Origin of the sequence: Candidatus Poriferisocius sp., from assembly GCF_965219775.1 — a bacterium.
Taxonomy (GTDB): Bacteria; Actinomycetota; Acidimicrobiia; order Acidimicrobiales; family Bin134; genus Poriferisocius.
The window spans coordinates 1,046,172-1,061,894 of record NZ_OZ244793.1; the positions used below are offsets into that span (position 1 = coordinate 1,046,172).

Annotated in this window: 20 protein-coding genes; 8 read left to right on the forward strand and 12 right to left on the reverse strand. The window is 66.9% G+C overall.

What is annotated here, in order from left to right:
* Positions 1-7: 7 nt before the first annotated feature.
* Positions 8-895: an amidohydrolase family protein gene (locus ACOQPQ_RS04775; protein WP_420638304.1), complete on the reverse strand. Its 888-nt coding sequence runs from the start codon at positions 893-895 to the stop codon at positions 8-10.
* A gap of 257 nt (positions 896-1,152) precedes the next feature.
* On the opposite strand from ACOQPQ_RS04775, the gene ACOQPQ_RS04780 reads away from it, so the two are divergent.
* The 3 genes from ACOQPQ_RS04780 (at position 1,153) to ACOQPQ_RS04790 (ending at position 3,855) form a co-directional block, all read left to right on the forward strand.
* Positions 1,153-1,896 carry an SDR family NAD(P)-dependent oxidoreductase gene (locus ACOQPQ_RS04780; protein WP_420638305.1) on the forward strand — a complete coding sequence of 248 codons (744 nt, stop codon included), beginning with the start codon at positions 1,153-1,155 and terminating at the stop codon, positions 1,894-1,896.
* Between the two features lie 67 nt (positions 1,897-1,963).
* A complete protein-coding gene (locus ACOQPQ_RS04785) occupies positions 1,964-2,731 on the forward strand; it encodes an SDR family NAD(P)-dependent oxidoreductase (protein ID WP_420638306.1) in 768 nt (255 codons plus the stop codon).
* Between the two features lie 26 nt (positions 2,732-2,757).
* Positions 2,758-3,855 carry a hypothetical protein gene (locus tag ACOQPQ_RS04790; protein ID WP_420638307.1) on the forward strand — a complete coding sequence of 366 codons (1,098 nt, stop codon included), beginning with the start codon at positions 2,758-2,760 and terminating at the stop codon, positions 3,853-3,855.
* A gap of 87 nt (positions 3,856-3,942) precedes the next feature.
* Here the strand turns inward: ACOQPQ_RS04790 and ACOQPQ_RS04795 are convergent, their stop codons facing one another.
* The 4 genes from ACOQPQ_RS04795 to ACOQPQ_RS04810 all read right to left on the reverse strand — a co-directional run bounded on the left by ACOQPQ_RS04795 (position 3,943) and on the right by ACOQPQ_RS04810 (position 6,589).
* Positions 3,943-4,701, reverse strand: a complete 759-nt coding sequence (locus ACOQPQ_RS04795; protein WP_420638308.1) for an alpha/beta hydrolase — start codon at positions 4,699-4,701, stop codon at positions 3,943-3,945.
* Positions 4,698-4,889 (reverse strand): hypothetical protein, encoded by a 192-nt coding sequence (locus ACOQPQ_RS04800; RefSeq protein ID WP_420638309.1) that lies wholly within the window; start codon positions 4,887-4,889, stop codon positions 4,698-4,700. Before ACOQPQ_RS04800 ends, ACOQPQ_RS04795 begins: the two co-directional genes overlap by 4 nt.
* A 20-nt stretch (positions 4,890-4,909) precedes the next feature.
* Positions 4,910-5,362: a hypothetical protein gene (locus ACOQPQ_RS04805; protein WP_420638310.1), complete on the reverse strand. Its 453-nt coding sequence runs from the start codon at positions 5,360-5,362 to the stop codon at positions 4,910-4,912.
* A 111-nt stretch (positions 5,363-5,473) separates the two neighbouring features.
* Positions 5,474-6,589: an acyl-CoA dehydrogenase family protein gene (locus ACOQPQ_RS04810; RefSeq protein ID WP_420638311.1), complete on the reverse strand. Its 1,116-nt coding sequence runs from the start codon at positions 6,587-6,589 to the stop codon at positions 5,474-5,476.
* 112 nt (positions 6,590-6,701) lie between these two features.
* On the opposite strand from ACOQPQ_RS04810, the gene ACOQPQ_RS04815 reads away from it, so the two are divergent.
* From ACOQPQ_RS04815 to sufU, 4 genes are all read left to right on the forward strand, one after another.
* On the forward strand, positions 6,702-7,310 hold the full coding sequence (locus tag ACOQPQ_RS04815) for an MBL fold metallo-hydrolase (RefSeq protein ID WP_420638312.1): 609 nt from the start codon (positions 6,702-6,704) through the stop codon (positions 7,308-7,310).
* A gap of 84 nt (positions 7,311-7,394) precedes the next feature.
* The gene (gene sufC, locus ACOQPQ_RS04820) at positions 7,395-8,153 is read left to right on the forward strand and encodes a Fe-S cluster assembly ATPase SufC (RefSeq protein ID WP_420638313.1); all 759 of its coding nucleotides are present in this window, start codon (positions 7,395-7,397) and stop codon (positions 8,151-8,153) included.
* The gene (locus ACOQPQ_RS04825) at positions 8,144-9,385 is read left to right on the forward strand and encodes a SufS family cysteine desulfurase (RefSeq protein WP_420638314.1); all 1,242 of its coding nucleotides are present in this window, start codon (positions 8,144-8,146) and stop codon (positions 9,383-9,385) included. The genes sufC (ACOQPQ_RS04820) and ACOQPQ_RS04825 overlap by 10 nt, the downstream gene beginning before the upstream one ends.
* Positions 9,386-9,466: 81 nt before the next feature.
* A complete protein-coding gene (gene sufU, locus ACOQPQ_RS04830; protein WP_420638315.1) occupies positions 9,467-9,946 on the forward strand; it encodes a Fe-S cluster assembly sulfur transfer protein SufU in 480 nt (159 codons plus the stop codon).
* A gap of 41 nt (positions 9,947-9,987) precedes the next feature.
* On the opposite strand, the gene ACOQPQ_RS04835 is transcribed toward sufU, so the two are convergent.
* A complete protein-coding gene (locus tag ACOQPQ_RS04835; protein WP_420638316.1) occupies positions 9,988-10,491 on the reverse strand; it encodes a pyridoxamine 5'-phosphate oxidase family protein in 504 nt (167 codons plus the stop codon).
* A 187-nt stretch (positions 10,492-10,678) separates the two neighbouring features.
* On the opposite strand from ACOQPQ_RS04835, the gene ACOQPQ_RS04840 reads away from it, so the two are divergent.
* On the forward strand, positions 10,679-11,167 hold the full coding sequence (locus tag ACOQPQ_RS04840; protein ID WP_420638317.1) for a hypothetical protein: 489 nt from the start codon (positions 10,679-10,681) through the stop codon (positions 11,165-11,167).
* Between the two features lie 11 nt (positions 11,168-11,178).
* On the opposite strand, the gene ACOQPQ_RS04845 is transcribed toward ACOQPQ_RS04840, so the two are convergent.
* The 6 genes from ACOQPQ_RS04845 to sufB are packed head-to-tail and all read right to left on the reverse strand — an operon-like array spanning position 11,179 to position 15,705.
* Positions 11,179-11,484, reverse strand: coding sequence for a 4a-hydroxytetrahydrobiopterin dehydratase (locus tag ACOQPQ_RS04845; RefSeq protein WP_420640356.1), 306 nt, complete (start codon positions 11,482-11,484; stop codon positions 11,179-11,181).
* On the reverse strand, positions 11,481-12,260 hold the full coding sequence (gene sufC / locus ACOQPQ_RS04850) for a Fe-S cluster assembly ATPase SufC (protein WP_420638318.1): 780 nt from the start codon (positions 12,258-12,260) through the stop codon (positions 11,481-11,483). Before sufC (ACOQPQ_RS04850) ends, ACOQPQ_RS04845 begins: the two co-directional genes overlap by 4 nt.
* 10 nt (positions 12,261-12,270) lie before the next feature.
* The gene (locus ACOQPQ_RS04855) at positions 12,271-12,627 is read right to left on the reverse strand and encodes a non-heme iron oxygenase ferredoxin subunit (RefSeq protein ID WP_420638319.1); all 357 of its coding nucleotides are present in this window, start codon (positions 12,625-12,627) and stop codon (positions 12,271-12,273) included.
* A complete protein-coding gene (sufD, locus tag ACOQPQ_RS04860) occupies positions 12,624-13,913 on the reverse strand; it encodes a Fe-S cluster assembly protein SufD (protein ID WP_420638320.1) in 1,290 nt (429 codons plus the stop codon). The genes ACOQPQ_RS04855 and sufD overlap by 4 nt, the downstream gene beginning before the upstream one ends.
* Positions 13,910-14,302 (reverse strand): hypothetical protein, encoded by a 393-nt coding sequence (locus ACOQPQ_RS04865; protein ID WP_420638321.1) that lies wholly within the window; start codon positions 14,300-14,302, stop codon positions 13,910-13,912. Before ACOQPQ_RS04865 ends, sufD begins: the two co-directional genes overlap by 4 nt.
* Positions 14,302-15,705 (reverse strand): Fe-S cluster assembly protein SufB, encoded by a 1,404-nt coding sequence (gene sufB, locus ACOQPQ_RS04870; RefSeq protein ID WP_420638322.1) that lies wholly within the window; start codon positions 15,703-15,705, stop codon positions 14,302-14,304. The genes ACOQPQ_RS04865 and sufB overlap by 1 nt, the downstream gene beginning before the upstream one ends.
* Positions 15,706-15,723 lie beyond the last annotated feature (18 nt).

Below are 15,723 nucleotides of genomic sequence, written 5' to 3' on the forward strand. Positions count from 1 at the left end.
TTGAGCTCTAAATCCGGTAGATGCGCTCGGCGTTGGCCGAAAACAGCGCAACCTGTTCGTCTGGGCTGTATTCGGCCACCAGTTCGGTGAAGGCGTCGATCAGCTCCCGGTAGGTGGAGTACATGCGGTCGACCGGCCAGTTGCTCCCGAAGAACGACCGCTCCACCCCGAACGCCTCGATGCAGGCGTTCACGTAGGGGCGGATGCTGTCCACCGTCCAATTGCCACCCGCCATTTGATCGCCCATTCCCAGACCCGAGATCTTGATCACCGCGTTGTCGGCCTCGGCCAGGGTGACCAAACCCTGTCGCCAGTTGGCGAAGTACTCGTCGTTGCGTTCCTGGGGGAATCCGGCGTGGTCGCAGATCAAGGTGATGTTGGGGAACTTGCGGGCCAGGTCGGCAGCCTTGCCCATGTTCTCCCAGGTCACGTCCAGGTCGTACACCAGGTTGTACTTCTCCAGCAGGGCGTACCCCCGATGGAATGCGGGATCCACCAGATAGTCCCCTTCGGCGAAGTCACGCAGGCCTCGCATGGCGGAGAACTCGCAGTGGCGCTCCAGCACCCCCTCCACGTCGGCGTGCTGGAGACGGGCATCGCCAGTGATGCCGGTGGGCCAGCCGCCGGCGTCGGTCATGGCCTGGAGCCACTCGGTTTCATCCACCGGGTCGGCGGAGCCGATGGCCGCCTGCACGTGGACGATCTTCGTCACGTTGAGGCCCTCGGCGTCGGCCCGAAGGTGGTCGACGGTGTAGCTGGCCATGTCCTTCAGCGGCTGAATGGCACCCAACTGCGGGTGGATGGCGTCGGGGGCCAGCCACGCCCAAATGAGCTTCGGATGCGGGCGCTCCCAGAAATGCACGTGGCTGTCAACAAAGGCGAGCCGCTCGGCCATGGTCGGTCCTCCTGGATGTACCCGGATGCCCCCGGTACTCGTGGGTTGTTTTCTCCTGAGCGAAACCCTACTCGAAACGTTTCCAGCCCGGCCCGCCGACCGCCTCGGCCTTACGGGAGGTAGCCAACCTACGGTGCTATCCTGTCGGCAACTGGAACCGTTTCCAGCTCCACCATGCTCTCCGTGATCGTCTCCTCCATGATCGTTAGCCCTGCAATCGTGCCCTCCGAATTGGTGCCCTCCCGAAACTCCACACCATGAGCGACCGACGCCGCCGAGCGATGGTGACCGGAGCGGCCAGCGGGATCGGTGCCGGGGCCGCCCGGCGGTTGCTGCAGGGGGGCGCCGAGGTCATCACAGTGGACATCCACGAACAGGGTCTGGAATCGCTGGCCGACCAAGGGGCAACACCGCTGGTGGCCGACTTGACCGACCGGCACGACCGCCAACGGGTGATCGACGCCGGTGGCGGCGTGGACTGGCTGGTGCAAGCCGCCGGAATCATCCGGCTGAAGCACATCGAACAGATCACCCCGGAAGACTGGCGAGACGTGTTCGCCGTCAACGCCGAAGCGGTGTTCTTCTGCTGCCAGGGCATCGGCCCGACCATGGCGCCTGGCGGGGCCATCGTGAACATCTCTTCGAGTTCGGGAAAGCTGGCCAACACCACCGAGGCCGGGGTATACGCCGCATCCAAGGCCGCCGTGCTGTCCATCACCCGCTCTTTTGCCTACGCCCTGTCGTCCGTTCCCGTGCGGGTGAACTCCATCTGCCCCGGCATCATCGACACCCCCATGCAGGACGACGTGCTCCGGTCGGTGGCCGCCCTTCGGGGCATCACGGCCCAGCAGCTCTCCGAACAGCGAACGGACGCGGTGCCGCTCGGCCGGGGGGCAACCCCCGACGAACTTGCCGAACTCATCTGGTTCTTGTGCTCCGACGGTGCCGGCTACATGACGGGCCAGGCCGTCAACTTCGACGGTGGCCTGGTGACGTGGTGAGCAACATCGGGCAAACCAAAGAGGCCAAGATGAGTCGCGAGAGTGGCGGGGGAAAGGAGCACCGCTGATGACCTGGAGTGTGGGAGCAGGACTGCAAGGGAGAGGGGTGATCGTCACCGGTGCAGCCGGCGGCATGGGCCGACCGGTGGCCGAGGCGTTCGCCACCACCGGAGCTCGGGTGATGGCCGTGGATCTCCACCAGGATGCCGCCGACGAGGTGGTCGCCGATCTGGAGGGGCCGGGCCATGTGGGGGTGGGAATCGACCTGGCCGACCTGGCGGCTCAAGAGGAGTTGATCGCCCGGGCCCAGAGGGAATTGGGTGGTGTGTACGCCTTGGCCCATTTGGCCGCGGTGCTGCGCCGGCGAGGCTCGGTGGACGATGTGACCGAGGACGACTGGGACTTCCAGGTGGACACCAACCTGAAGGCCACGTTCTTTCTGTGCCGGGCCGCCGCCAACGCCATGCGAGCAGGAGGGCAGGGGGGACGCATCATCGCCTTTACCTCCCAGGGGTGGTGGACCGGTGGTTTCGGGGGGTCGGTGGTGTACTGCGCGTCGAAGGGGGGCATCGTCTCGATGGTACGGGGACTGGCCCGCACCTACGGTCCCGACCAGATCACGGTCAACGCGGTATCGCCGGGCCAGGTCAACACGTCGATGCTGATGACCGACCTCGACCCGGCGGTCTACCAGCAGATGCTGGAAGCCACCCCGCTGGGGCGGGTGGCCGAACCCCACGAGATGGCCGGAACGGTGGTGTTCCTCGCCAGCCAACACGCCGGTTTCATCTCCGGTGCCACCATCAACGTGAGCGGCGCCATGTTGATGTACTGAGCTTGAGCTACCGAGAGGGAGTACCGATGAGCACCACGCCCAAGAAGAGCATTTCCGGTTCGGCAGCCCCACCGGCCACCCATCTCACCTGGTCGGACGAGATCAACAAGCGGGTCCGCACCGGTGACTGGGCCGACCAGGCGATCTCCACCACGGTCAAGATCGTAGAGGCCATCGAGGCCGGCGACTGGGAGACGGCTGCCCAATTGGTGGACTACTGGATGGAAGAAGCCAAAGTGGTCCACGTCATCTACCAGGTGTGGGGCCAGGGCTGGGGATCGTTTCTCGCCTCCCGAGGGGTGGGTACCGACGAGTTGGAAGCCGAGGTCGACCGCCTGCGCCGCTTGTTGGCCTTTCCCGACGGCGGGCCGTTCGAGCCCGAGCCTCGCTGGGCTGAACTCGCCCGCTCCGCCGGGGAACTGGGCAATCGGCTGCGGGCCTACGAAATCTCCGCAGAGGCAGCCGTCGCCGACCTCGACCGGCTGCGGGAATCGTGGCGACAGCTCCATGACCGGGGTGCCGACTACCAATCGGGCATGCTCTCTTTTGTGGCCAACCGGCTGGGAGAGGCCGCGGTGGGCGACGCCTACGCCCATGTCCTGGAGCCCTACCTCCAGGAGCGCTACAAGCCATTCGACCTGCGCGAGCAGGCCTATGAGGACACCCTTTATCGCAATCTCTACCTCACCTTCGAGGCCATGCGGGGCCATGTGGGCGGCCCCCTGCGCGACGGCGACATGGACCTGTACGAGGACGACGACAAGTACGTGATTGCGTTCGATCCCTGCGGTTCGGGTACCCGCGGCCAGCGGGGGGACCACGTGGAGGGCACCGGCTCACGATCCGATCCTCCCTACAACTTCGGCATCACCACCGAGGAGCACGACTGGGCCTGGAACGAGAAGGGGGTGTGCTACTACTGCGCCCACTGCTGCTACACCCTCGAGCTGTGGCCTGCCCGCCAGTGGGGTCACCCCATCCGCGTGGTGGACTCCCCCCTCCACCCCGACGAGACGTCGGGCCCCGAACCCAAGAAATGCACGTGGACGGTGTACAAGTCGCTCGACGCCATCCCGGCCGAGGCCTACGTCCGCATCGGCCTGACCAAGCCTGAGACCGACTGATCGGTTGGACCGACGGCCGGGCTGTCGTTGGGGCCGGCCGGGATCAGGGGCCGGCCAAGAGGCACTCCCGAAAACGTGAACAGCCGGTCAGGGGATGAGGGTGATCTGGGAGTCCAGCCAGCCGAGCAGGATGGCGATGCAGCGGGGGTCGGAGTGGAGCCGGTGGCCGGCGCCGCTGATGATCCGCAGGCCGGCGTCGCCGTGGGCATCGGCGATGGCCCGGGCGTCCAATTGCGACACCTCCCGATCGTCGGAGCCGTGCAGCACCAGCATGGGGCGGGGGGCGATCTCGGCGGCGCACCGGTCGACCCGGATCGAGCGGTTGGCCTGGGCCCACTCGTCGAGGGAGTCGGGATAGCCGTCGCTGGAGATGATGCCCAGCGAACGGGCGTACTCGGCCACCCCCGCGGCCCCCAGTCCCCAGTGGGCGAAGTCCACCGGCGCCCCCATGGTGGCCACACCCCGCACTCGGGTGTCCGTCCTGGCCACCTCGGCCACCAGGGCCCCGCCGATCCCGAAGCCGGCCAGCCAGACGCCCTCCACCTGATCCAGCCCGTGGAGGTAATCCACCCCGCTGCGCACGTCGTCGGTCCACCCCTGCAGGGAGAAATCGCCCTCGCTGTCGCCGCAGCCCCGGTAGTTGAGCACCATGCCCACCCACTCCAAGTGCTCGGCCACCCGGTCGGCCAGGGGGTACAGCCGCTCAGCCGCCCTCGAGCCCCCGTTGGCCACCGAGGGAAACCCCGAACACAACAGCACCCCGGGCAACGCCCGCATCCGGCGGTTTTCCGGCCGGGCCAGATGACCGGCCAACTGGATGCCCCCGGAGGTCGGCCAGTGAATCACACCGCCCGGAGCCGATACCCGCGGTTGCGGGCCTCGGCCACCGTGTCCGGGCCGAACACCAGGAACTGCTCCGACGCCACCAGCTCCTCGATGACCGATTCGTCGCTCACCTCGTCCAGGTCGTACACCGCCTGGGTCCGCTTGTCCCCCACGAACCGGAAGCCCTCCAACGACCGCGGCCTGTCCATGCCGTCACCGTACCGCGTGGCTAGCCGGGTTCCTCGGCTGGAGGTCCCAGGGCACCGATGTCCTGCAGGTACTGGCTCTCCAAGTCGAGCACCACCACCACGTCCAGCGCCTGGATGTCGCGCCCCGACGCGGTGGCCTTGGCCAGCACGTAGTCCACCGACTCGTCGTCGCTGGTGACCACCGGTTGATCCTGGTCCTCGGCGGCCGACGCGGTGGCGTCGGCTCGGCCGTAGGAGGCCGACCCCTGCAACCGCAGATGGTCCAGCCGCCACAACAGCACCGTCTCCACGTCGTCGTAGCTCAGCTTGGCCGACATCTCGTGGGGAAGTCGCTCGGCCACGAACTCCACCGCCTCGGCCAGGTCGTACACCGTGCGGGCTCGGCTGTGGGCCAGACGGGACGACACCCGCAGCACCGAATATCCGGCCAGCGCGACCACCAGGATCACCGCCACGATCAACAGGACGGCCATGCAATCCCTTCCCGGCCTCTCGCCGACCCTCGCCGACCCCTGCTCAAGTCGGACGCCGACCCGCGGCCACCAACGTCACCAGCACAGCCACCCGGAGTGCTGCTCCCCGGTTCAGATGCCGATGCGCTGGGCCAGCAGCTCCCGGTGGTAGGTGGGGTCGCCGAACAACAGCTCCGACGACTTGGCCCGCTTGAAGTAGAGGTGGGCCGGGTGCTCCCAGGTGAACCCGATCCCGCCGTGGATCTGGATGTTCTCGGCCGAGGCGTGGAAGTAGGCCTCCGAGCAGTAGGCCTTGGCCAAGCTGGCCACCGACGGAAGCTCGTCGTTCAGCTCCGAAGCGCACCACCCGGCGTAGTAGGCGGCCGACTTGGCCGACTCCACCTCCAACAGCATGTCGGCGCACTTGTGCTTGATGGCCTGGAACGACCCGATGGGCCGACCGAACTGCACCCGGTCCTTGGCGTACTGCACCGACATGTCCAGACACATCTGGGCGCCGCCCACCTGCTCGGCGGCCAGGGCCACCGCCGCCAAGTCGAGCACCCGCTCCAACACCGCCCAGCCCCCGCCCTCGGCGCCGATGAGGGTCACCGGGGTGTTGTCGAAGTCGAGGCGGGCCTGCTTGCGGGTCTGATCCATGGTGGACAACGCCGTGCGGGTCAGGCCGTCGGCGTCGCCGGCACACCAGAACAGGCTCACCCCGCCGTCGGTGCGGGCGGCCACCAGCACCACGTCGGCGTTGTGACCGTCGATCACGAACATCTTGGTGCCGCTGATGCGCCAGCCGTCGCCGTCGGCGGCGGCCGCCACGGTGATGCCCGACTCGTCCCAGCGACCGTTCTCCTCGGTGAAGGCCAACGTGGCCACCGTGTCACCGGCAGCAATGCCGGGCAGAAGCGCCGCTTTGGCCTCCTCGTCCCCGCTGTGGATGAGGGTGTTGGCGGCCAGTACCACGCTGGAGAAGAACGGGGCGCACAACAGGGCCCGGCCCATCTCCTCCAGCACCACGATCAACTCCACGTAGCTGAACCCGCTGCCCCCGTACTCCTCGGGGATGATGAGCCCCTGCAGGCCGAGCTGCTCGGCCATCTGGTTCCAGACGGCGTCGTCGTAGCCCTTCTCGGTGTCCATCTGCTCGCGGACCGCCGTTTCGGGGGACTTGTCCTCCAAGAACTGCCGCACGAATCGCCGCAGCTCTTCTTGTTCCTCGCTGAAGGCAAAGTTCACGCTTCTTTGTCTACTAGACGGCGGCCGACCGAGCCACGCCCGAACCTGTCACCCGCTCGAATTATGGGGCACAATCAAGGCCACCCCGAGGCGCCGAGCGAGAAGAGCAGCCATGACCCTGCACTGGCAAGACACCCAGGCCGAGATCCACAAGGTGGTGGTGGGCCCCATGGACAACAACGTGTTCGTCGTGCGCTGCCGCCAAACCGGGGATGCGGTGCTGATCGACGCCGCCAACGAGCACGATCTGCTGCTGGAGCTGTGTACGTCGCTGGGCGTCCGCACCATCCTGGAGACCCACGGCCACTGGGATCACATCCAGGCCATCCCCGCGGTGCGCGACGCGGGCTACGAGGTGGGGGTCACCGCCGAGGACGCCGCCATGTTGGACTCCTACGACTACCTGCTCGAGGACGAGTCGGTCATCGAAGTGGGCCGGCTCCGACTGCACTGCATCCACACCCCGGGCCACACCCCGGGCTCCATGTCGTTTCGCCTGGAGGGCTCCCCCGTCGTGTTCTCCGGCGACACCTTGTTCCCGGGCGGCCCCGGAGCCACCGGGTTCGAGGGGGGCGACTTCGACACCATCATCTCCTCCATCGAGCAGCGGCTGTTCTCCCCGCTGCCCGCCGACACCATGGTGCTGCCCGGTCACGGCGACCAGACCACCATCGGCAGCGAAACCCCCCATTTGCAGGAGTGGATCGACCGGGGCTGGTGAGCCGCACCCACCCTTGCATCCCCGGCGCCATGAACTGCCTGCCCGGTGGTAGAGGCGTCGGCCTGCCCGGCGTAGACTGATCGGGTGAGCCAGTCGGGGCCGCCGCTGTTCGAGGTCGAGAACCTGCACGTCGTCACCGCCGAGGACGGCTTCCCCATCCTGTCGGGCATCGACCTGACCGTCCGGGAGGGTGAGGTTCACGCCCTGATGGGGCCCAACGGCTCGGGCAAATCCACGCTGGCCAGCGCGCTTTTGGCCAGCCCGGAGTACCTGGTAACCGAGGGCCGCATCCGCTTTCGGGGCGACGACATCACCGACTGGCCTCCCGAGGTGCGGGGCAAGGCCGGGCTGTTTCTGGCCTTCCAGTATCCCCAGGAGTTCCCCGGCGTGTCGGTGATGAACTTCCTGCGCCAGGCCCTGTCGGCCCGCAAGGGCGTGGACCTTTCGGTGCTGGAGTTGCGACTGGCCGTGATGGAGTGGATGGAGCGGTTCGACATGGACCCGTCGTTCGCCGACCGCTACCTGAACGACGGATTCTCGGGGGGCGAGAAGAAGCGCAACGAGGTGCTCCAGTTGGCCATCCTGGAGCCGGAGATGGCCATCTTGGACGAGACCGACTCCGGCTTGGACATCGACGCCCTGAAGATCGTGGCCTCGGGAGTACAAGAGGTGAGGACGACCCGTCCGCAGATGGGAGTGTTGGCCATCACCCACTTCCGCCGGTTGCTCGACCACCTGAAGCCCGACCACGTCCACATCTTGATGCGGGGAAAGCTGGTGGCCAGCGGGGGCTTCGAGCTGGCCGTACAGTTGGACGCCGAGGGGTACGACGCATGGCGGTAGACCGGACGCTCGACCCGGCGGCCATCCGCGCCGATTTTCCCATCATGTGCCGACAGGTACACGGCCGCCGCCTGGTGTACCTGGACTCGGGGGCCACCTCCCACAAACCCCAATCGGTGATCGACGCCGTTACCGACTACTACGAGCGCTACAACTCCAACGTGCACCGGGGCTCCTACCAGCTCGCGGTGGAGTCCACCGAGGCCCTGGAGGCGGCCCGGGAGAAGGTCGCCGGTTTTATCGGGGCACCTCGGTCCTCCGAGGTGATCTTGACCAAGAACGCCACCGAGGCCATCAACCTGGTGGCCCGCACCTGGGGTCGGGCCAATCTGAAGGCCGGCGACCCGGTGGTCATCACCGAGTTGGAGCACCACGCCAACATCGTGCCCTGGCAGATGCTGGCCGCCGAGGTGGGCATCGACCTGCGCTGGATTCCCATCGACAACCAGGGGCATCTGGACCTGAGCGACCTCGACCGCTTGCTCGACGGCGCCCGGCTGTTGAGCGTGGCCGCGGTGTCCAACGTGTTGGGCACCATCAATCCTGTTCGTGAGCTGGCCGACGCCGCCCACCGGGTGGGCGCCCTCATGCTGGTGGACGCCAGCCAGTACACGCCGCACCTGCCCACCGACGTGGTGGAGATGGGGGCCGACTTCGTGGCCTTCACCGGGCACAAGATGTGCGGCCCCACCGGCATCGGCGTGCTGTGGGCCAAATCCGAGCTGTTGGAGGCCATGCCGCCGTTTTTGGGCGGGGGCGAGATGATCTCCAACGTCACCAAGGAGGGGTTCAGCACCGCTGAGGTGCCCTGGAAGTTCGAGGCCGGTACGCCGCCCATCGCCGAGGCGGTCGGGCTGGGGGCGGCGGTGGACTATCTGACCGATCTGGGCATGGAGCGGGTCCGAGAGCACGAGGTGGCCCTCACCGGCTATGCGTTGCGTACCCTCAACCAGCGCTACGGTTCCGACATCACCATCCACGGCCCGACCGAGCCCGCCGAGCGGGGCGGGGTGCTGTCGTTCGAGTACAAGGGAATCCACCCCCACGACGTGGCCCAGGTGCTGGACCGTTCCGGGGTGTGCGTGCGGGCCGGCCACCACTGCGCCAAGCCGCTCATGCGGGTGTTGGGCTGCGCCGCCACCAGCCGGGCATCGATGTACGTGTACAACGACGAGTCCGACGTGGATGCCTTGGCCGACGCCTTGGCCGACGCCGACGCCTTCTTCATTTGATTAGCCCTCACCACATCACGCGACTCATGAGGAAAGCACTCCGTCACCAGGCCTCGGCCCGTACACTGGTGAACCGTCGCCATGCCTGACCTTGAAGACCTTTACCGCGAGATCATCCTGGATCACTACCGAAACCCCCGCAACCGAGGTGAGTTGGAATCCCCGCCCGCCATCCGGGCCGAGGGGTTCAACCCCCTGTGCGGGGACGAGGTGATCGTGTACGTCAACGTGACCGACGGGGTGATCGACGACATCAAGGTGGGCGGCCAAGGTTGCTCCATCAGTCAAGCCTCGGCGTCGATGATGTCGGCCACCGTCAAGGGCCGCACCACCGAGGAACTGGACCGGCTCAATCGGGCCTTCAAGTCCATGATGTCGATCGAACCGGACCCTGACGACCCCGCCCCGGACAACGGCAACCCCGCCGACGTGAAGCTCGGCGACATCGAAGCCCTCAAAGGCGTGGTCAAGTTCCCCGTCCGCATCAAGTGCGCCACCCTTTCCTGGCACACCCTCACCCAAGCCCTCGACGAGGCCCTGGACAAGGCCCAAACCCCCTAACCCCCCCCGGCGCCCCTTGTGACTCATCGGGCCCAAAGACCTCAGAGGCGGTGGAACTGTTGGGGGCCGTGGGTGGGGGTCCAGGACTCGATGACCAGTTCGTCGCCGACCACTCGAGTGAGGGTGGTCCGGGTGATCCTGGTGGTGAACAACACCATGCCGTCGGGATCGTCGATGGGCATGCGGTGGCCGGCGATGAACAGGTCCACCTCGGCCTGGGTGGCGGCCACCGCTTCGCCGTCGATCCGGGCGTCGCCGTGAGCCAGCTCCTCGTTGTCGGGGGCGCTGTGCAGCGAGAATCGGGCATCAGCGTGCAGGTCGGCGGCTTTGCGTGATCCCGGCATCATCCCCAACCACAGGTGCCCGCCCCGGATGGGGGCCTCCAGGCCCGACAGCCGGGCCGAACCGTCACGGCGCAGGGTGGCCAGCACAGCGTGGCGGTGGCTTTCAAACCGGGTATGTACTCGCCGGGCCAGATCCGGGGCCTCGTGGGCAAAGTGCGCCCAGGTGACGTCGCTAGTGGAATCATATTGTGTATTTTTCATGTTTTTTCCATCTCAGATGATCCTATATCAGATTTTTTCTTATTTCCCCGTAAATCGGGTGCAATTGTCACCCACGCCCGGTACACTTACACCTGTGCAATTTACACCACCAGCAACCGGGAACACCGAGGCTCCGACCGCCGCCCAGCGTGGCTGCGGTGCCACGGTGTGCATCTCGGGGGTGGACGTGTCTCGTGAGTCGGCAGAGGGTCTGCGGGCGCTTCTCCGCGACATCGGACGATCAGAAGCCAAGCTGGCCGGATTGAAGTCGCAGGTGCTGGCCGAGATCGCCCGCCGCGACAGCGACGGAGCAGCCACCCGGGTGGCCAAGCGACAGCTTCGGACTTCCCGCCACCACGCCAAGCACGATGTGGAGGCTGCCCGCCGTCTGGCCGAGTTGCCCTCCACCGCCGACGCCCTGAACTGCGGGGACATCCCTCCGGGCCATGCCCGGCTCATTGCCCGAGCATCCTCCGAAGGCCCCATCAACGAACAGGCCCTGGTGGAGGCAGCCAAGACCCAGGGCTACGACGAGTTCGCCAAGACGGTGCGCCGCCAACAGCACGAGCTGTCGGCTGACGACGGCCAAGCCCTGCTCGACCGCCAGAGAGAAAAGCGCACGGGCCGCATGTTCCAAAGCCGCGAATCCGGCATGTTCGTCCTGTCCGCCGAGTGAGCAGCCTGGGGTTAGGCCAGGTTGTTCACTCGGCGGGCGAACTCCAGGTCCAACTCGGTGAGGCCCCCGGCTGCGTGGTTGGTGATGGCAATGTCCACGGTGGACCATACGTTGGACCACTCGGGGTGGTGGAACAACCGCTCGGACACCAGCGCCACCCGGGACATGAATCCGAACGCCTCGGAGAAGTCGGCAAAGGTGAAGGTGGCGTGCAGCTTGTCGTCCCGGCGTTCCCAGCCGGGCAAGTCGGCCAATCCCGCCGTGATCTCCTCATCGCTGAGCAGCGTCTTGTTGTCAAAGTCCTGACCAGAGTTCACAGCCACAGGTCTCCTCCTCCATGGATTTCCACGGGCGATTCGGCGCGGGTGTCGATCCAGGGGTCGTAGCCCGTCTCCTCCAGTTGGGCGGCCAGCTCCGGCCCCCCGGTCTCCCGGATGGTCCCCTCGATCAGGATGTGTACCACGTCGGCGTGCAACACGGTCAGCAACCGGCTGAAGTGGGTGATGGCCAGCACGCCGAGATTGTCCTGCTGGGTGGCCTGTTCGATGCGATGGCTCACCGCGACCAAGGCGTCCACATCGAGACCACTGTCGAGTTCGTCCAGGATGGCGATCCGGGGACGGAGCACGCCGAGTTGCACGGCCTCGCTGCGCTTCTTCTCCCCACCGGACAAATCCACGTTCACCGACCGGTGCAGCAGGGCGGCATCGAAGCCCACCAGTTCGGCCTCCGCCGCGACCTGGGTCTCAACCGTGCCGCGATCTCCACCGGCGGCAGCCACCGCTTCCTCCAACATGGGCTCCAGGCCCACTCCCGGTACCTCGGTGGGATACTGCTGGGTGGAGAACAACCCGGCGTGGGCCCGCTCCCACGGGGACAGCCCCACCAGGTCGACGCCGTCCAACACGATCGAACCCGCCACCACCTCGTAGCCGGGGCGACCCATGATGGCGTGGGCCAGCGTGGACTTGCCCGACCCGTTGGGCCCCATCACCGCATGCACCTCGCCGGACGCCACCCGCAGGTCCACCCCGTTCAGCACCTTCAGGCCGGCCACCTCCACCTGGAGCCCGGAGATTTCCAGCACGCTCATTCCAGCACGCTCATGAGGCAGCCTCGCCCAGGGAATCAATCTCCAGCCAGACCTGGTCGGCTTCGACCCCCACGTTGTACACCGGCACCGGACGGGTGGCGGGCAGCGTCTCGGCCTCACCGGTGCTCAAGGAGAACAGGCTGCCGTGCTTCCAACACTCAATGGTGCCCTCGTCAGGATCGACCTCGCCCTCGGCCAACGAAAAGTCCGCATGACTGCAGGTGTCGCCCAGGGCGTAGAGGTCGTCGCCGAGGCGTACCACGGCCACGCGGTGAACCTGTCCGCCCGACTCCACGTCGAACCTTCGGGCCTCGCCATCGGGCACGGCGGCCAGGTCACACACCATCACGCGGCTTTCCCGGCTCATGGGGCCGGCCTGTGTCCGCGACCTGGCTCATCGGAACGCTCGCCGGCATGGCCTCCCAGCCCGGCAATCTTGGCCTGGAGCCGGTCGCGCACGGCGGGCACCGCGCCCACGACCGGGAACCGATCCAACACCTCGTCGAAGAACCCGGCCACGATGAGCCGCTCGGACGTCTCGGTGGGCACCCCTCGGCTCTCCAGGTAGAACAACTGCTCGCCGTCGATGGGGCCCACCGTGGAGGCGTGACTGCAGTGGACCTCGTTGTTCTCGATCTCCAGGTTGGGCACCGACTCGGCCCAGGCGTCCTCCGAGAGCTTGATGTTGCGGTTGGTCTGGTAGGCGTTGGTGCCCCGGGCATCGGGACGGACCCGAATCAGCCCGGTGTACACCGACCGAGAGGTGTCGTCCACCGCGCCTTTGAACAGCAGGCTGCTGGTGGTGTCAGGGGCTGCGTGGTCCTGGAAGGTGCGGAAGTCCAAAGTCTGGCTGCCGTCGCCGAAGTACAGCGACATCAAGTCGCCGGTGGCCCCCCGCCCCGACAGGTGGGTGTCCAGCCGCATCCGGGCGTAGTCCCCGCCCAGGGCGGCCGTGGACGCCCGCAAGTGGGCCTGGGCGCCGATGTGGCTGACCTGCGACCCGATGTGCCACACCCGGGGACCGAGGTCCTGCACGGCCAGGTAGCCGACCCGGGCGGCGTTGGCCACCCGGATCTCAATGACCGGGGCCACGAACGCGTCCACATCGGCCGAGCCGTACAGCTCCAGCACTTCAACCGACGAATCGGCCCCCGCATCCACGATCAGCCGGGGGAACACCGCACCGCCGTCGGCGTCCAGCCAGTGGCGCACCACGATGGGGTCCTCCACGCTCACGCCCGGCGGCACCCGCACCAGCACCGGCTCCACACTGAAGGCGGCGTTCATGCCGGCGAACAGGTCGACGTCCACGGTGGCCGCCAACTCGGCGTCGTCCTCGCCCAGGGGGCGGACCTCCACGCCCTGGGCAGCGGCTTCGGGGGCGATCTCCACGCCGCACAGCCTGCCGTTGCTGGTGTCGGCCATCGTGCTGCAGAAGGGCACGGGGACGGGCGACCGCCCTCCCGGCTGGTCGGCCAGCCCGAATCGGTCGAAATCCAGCTTGGCGATGGGGGTGTACCGCCACACCTCTTCCTCGGCCGAGGGCAGGGGCGACGCGGCCACCTGCTCGGCGGCGGCCACCCGGCGGCGCACCAGCCATTCGGGGCCGGGCAGGGCGCCGGCCACAGCGGGACTGAACTGGGTTGTGCTCACGAACGTTTCCGGCGCCTGCGCCGCTTCGCCTTTCCGCCGGTCGCCCCCAGCTTTCGCCGGGTTCCCGCAATGCCCCGCCGACGGTTGCGTTCCCGCTCCACCTCGGCCAGCACCCGGGGGCCGGCCTCGTTCACAATGTCCTCGGCGGCGTCCAACAGGGCGCCGATGCTGTCGTCGCTACCCACGCTGGCCGGCTCCTTGGGGGTCGGAGGGGTCACCAGCGTCCCGTGCGACCAGTTCACGTCCACCAAGCGCCGCTCGAAGGCCGAGCAGTCGTCGGGGCAACGCCACGGGGCCTCGGGAGCCAAGTCCAGATCGCACTTCCGCACCGTGTCGCCATTGGGGTACGACCGGCTCTCGAAGTACTTGCAGTCCTGCCGCATGGGCATCAGCCGACAGATCCCTCCATCTGCAACTCGATGAGCCGGCTCCACTCCACGGCGTACTCCATCGGCAAGGTGCGGGTGATGGGCTCGATGAAGCCGTTGACGATCATGCCCATGGCCTGCTCCTGGGTCAGCCCCCGGCTCATCAGATAGAACAACTGCTCGTCGGCCACCTTGGAAACGGTGGCCTCGTGGCCGATCTCGGCGTCCCGGGTGCCCACCTCCATGTAGGGGTAGGTGTCGGACACGCTGTCCTCGTCCAGGATGAGGGCGTCGCACTGCACGTGGCTGCGGCACCCGTAGGCGTCGTCCTCCACCCGCACCAAACCCCGGTAGCTGGTGCGCCCGCCGCCGTTGGAGATCGACTTGGACACGATCTTGGAGGTTGTCTCGGGGGCGGCGTGGGTCATCTTGGCTCCGGCGTCCTGGTGCTGGTCGGGACCGGCGTAGGCCACCGACAGCACCTCACCCGAGGCCTTGGGGCCCACCATCACCACCGCGGGGTACTTCATGGTCAGCCGGGAGCCGATGTTGCCGTCGATCCACTCCATGTGACCCTCGGCTTCGACCTTGGCCCGCTTGGTGACCAGGTTGTACACGTTGTTGGACCAGTTCTGGATGGTGGTGTAGGTGACCCGGGCCGACTTCTTGACCAGGATCTCCACCACCGCGGAGTGCAGCGAATCGCTGGTGTAGACCGGGGCCGAGCACCCCTCGATGTAGTGGACCTGCGAACCCTCGTCGGCGATGATGAGCGTCCGCTCGAACTGGCCCATATTCTCGGCGTTGATGCGGAAGTAGGCCTGCAGGGGCATCTCCACCGTCACGCCGGGGGGCACGTAGATGAAGCTGCCGCCCGACCACACCGCCGAGTTCAAGGCAGAGAACTTGTTGTCGCCCGGTGGGATGATGGTGCCGAAGTGCTCCTTCACCAGATCGGGGTACTCCCGCAGGGCGGTGTCCATGTCGCAGAACAGCACCCCCTGGCGCTCCAGGTCCTCCCGGTTGCGGTGGAACACCACCTCGGACTCGTACTGGGCGGTCACCCCGGCCAGGTACTTGCGCTCCGCCTCGGGAATGCCCAGCTTCTCGTAGGTGTCCTTGATGGCGTCGGGCAGATCCTCCCAGGCGTCGACCTGCTCCTCGGTGGGCTTGATGTAGTAGTAGATGTCGTTGAAGTCGATCCCCGACATGTCGCCGCCCCAGTTGGGCATGGGCCGCTTCTCGAACCGGCTGAGCGACTTCAAGCGGAAGTTGCGCATCCAGTCGGGCTCGCTCTTCATCCACGACATCTCCTGCACGATGTCGGTGTTCAGCCCCTTCTTGGGCTTGAACACGTAGTCCTCCTCGTCGCTCCAGCCGAGCTTGTAGCGGCCGAGGTCCAGTGCGAGGGCTTCTGAAGACATGTTGTGATCCTCGTGACG

Coding starts and splice junctions, on each gene's coding strand:
- ACOQPQ_RS04775 (WP_420638304.1), bottom strand. CDS start 895: ATGGCCGAGCGGCTCGCCTTTGTTGACAGCCACGTGCATTTCTGGGAG.
- ACOQPQ_RS04780 (WP_420638305.1), top strand. CDS start 1,153: ATGAGCGACCGACGCCGCCGAGCGATGGTGACCGGAGCGGCCAGCGGG.
- ACOQPQ_RS04785 (WP_420638306.1), top strand. CDS start 1,964: ATGACCTGGAGTGTGGGAGCAGGACTGCAAGGGAGAGGGGTGATCGTC.
- ACOQPQ_RS04790 (WP_420638307.1), top strand. CDS start 2,758: ATGAGCACCACGCCCAAGAAGAGCATTTCCGGTTCGGCAGCCCCACCG.
- ACOQPQ_RS04800 (WP_420638309.1), bottom strand. CDS start 4,889: ATGGACAGGCCGCGGTCGTTGGAGGGCTTCCGGTTCGTGGGGGACAAG.
- ACOQPQ_RS04805 (WP_420638310.1), bottom strand. CDS start 5,362: ATGGCCGTCCTGTTGATCGTGGCGGTGATCCTGGTGGTCGCGCTGGCC.
- ACOQPQ_RS04815 (WP_420638312.1), top strand. CDS start 6,702: ATGACCCTGCACTGGCAAGACACCCAGGCCGAGATCCACAAGGTGGTG.
- ACOQPQ_RS04825 (WP_420638314.1), top strand. CDS start 8,144: ATGGCGGTAGACCGGACGCTCGACCCGGCGGCCATCCGCGCCGATTTT.
- sufU (WP_420638315.1), top strand. CDS start 9,467: ATGCCTGACCTTGAAGACCTTTACCGCGAGATCATCCTGGATCACTAC.
- ACOQPQ_RS04835 (WP_420638316.1), bottom strand. CDS start 10,491: ATGAAAAATACACAATATGATTCCACTAGCGACGTCACCTGGGCGCAC.
- sufC (WP_420638318.1), bottom strand. CDS start 12,260: ATGAGCGTGCTGGAAATCTCCGGGCTCCAGGTGGAGGTGGCCGGCCTG.
- ACOQPQ_RS04855 (WP_420638319.1), bottom strand. CDS start 12,627: ATGAGCCGGGAAAGCCGCGTGATGGTGTGTGACCTGGCCGCCGTGCCC.
- ACOQPQ_RS04865 (WP_420638321.1), bottom strand. CDS start 14,302: ATGCCCATGCGGCAGGACTGCAAGTACTTCGAGAGCCGGTCGTACCCC.
- sufB (WP_420638322.1), bottom strand. CDS start 15,705: ATGTCTTCAGAAGCCCTCGCACTGGACCTCGGCCGCTACAAGCTCGGC.